The organism is Drancourtella massiliensis, from assembly GCF_016900655.1.
In the GTDB taxonomy this organism is placed as follows: Bacteria; Bacillota; Clostridia; order Lachnospirales; family Lachnospiraceae; genus Sellimonas; species Sellimonas catena.
The window spans coordinates 1-1199 of record NZ_JACJKH010000075.1; the positions used below are offsets into that span (position 1 = coordinate 1).

Below are 1199 nucleotides of genomic sequence, written 5' to 3' on the forward strand. Positions count from 1 at the left end.
CGAAGGATCTCCTTATTTGTCATCATCGCTTTTTCCTCTCTTTTTATCAAGTTATTTTCATTGCAACTGAAGCTGCCTGCAGCAATTACGGTTCTTTTTTATAAATGCTCTGTCTTAACCGTACGGATTTGAATCAAAATACGGTTAAAAATAGCGATTGCTCTATTTCAGAGGTATTTCTTCCGATTTGAATACGGTTATCTTATTCTGAATACACACTTTTAACCGTACCAGACCGTTTAAAACTACCGCTGTATTTTCAAAAAATTTTCTCATAACCGTATTCATCCGGTAAAACTACCGCTGTATCACCAACAAACTTGCTCACAACCGTATTCGGCACGAATGAACTACGGCTCTGAACTCAAGCATCTTATTTTCAACCGTAGCAAGGTGAAAATCGCAAGGCTGACTCTAACAATACGCCTGTTCCCGGACATTAATAGCCCAGTTCCTCATGAATCAGCAGGATTTCAAACTCGCTTCCTATCGGTTTTCCCCACAAAACAGACAGCCCCCGGCAGATCCGGTCCGGACTGCTGCAGTCATAACAGCGGTCCATGTTTACTGCACAAGGAGTATTGGCTCCGACTCTTCTTGCATTGCGCGGAGCCGCCACATTCCGTGCCCGGTACAGCGCGCTGTCATAGTCTTTCTCCAGCTTGTTTTCCCCGATCACCAGATACACCTTCTCATGACCGTAGAAAATGGACGCCACCCGGTTGCATCGTCCGTCAATGTTGATCATCTCGCCTGTCTCGGCAAGTCCGTTCACCGAAGAGAGGTAGATTTCCGCAGCATTTTCTTTTGCACGCACTTCCGCATCAGTCATGCCCTGCGGCATCCGCAGATGCCAGTACACTGTATTGTGTTTTTCCAGCATCGGATAAATTCCTATCTGATCCATTGTCACGGATCCCCCGATGCCAACTGTCCGGCCGTCAATCTGCTCATCCAGATACCGGGCTGCCTCCTGCGCCGTGTCAAAGCACCGTACCTGATATCCTCTCTCCTTCAAATTCTTTTCTACCTTGTCAAAGCTTTTGTTTCCCAAGTGTCTTCCCTCCTTCTGCTTTTGCTCCTGCTCTCATTATATCAGAATTCACCCCTTTTTTTCTCTTGTTATTTTCTCACTGAGGGTATATACTGGCCTTACATCAAATCGGGACAGCATTCTTTTGTCCCTTCGGGAATCTTTT

1 protein-coding gene is annotated in these 1199 nt (G+C 45.9%); it reads right to left on the reverse strand.

Features of this window, described 5'->3' with window-relative positions; genetic code table 11:
* Positions 1-439 precede the first annotated feature (439 nt).
* Positions 440-1054: a lactate utilization protein gene (locus tag H6A32_RS15765; protein WP_087169671.1), complete on the reverse strand. Its 615-nt coding sequence runs from the start codon at positions 1052-1054 to the stop codon at positions 440-442.
* Positions 1055-1199: the final 145 nt, after the last annotated feature.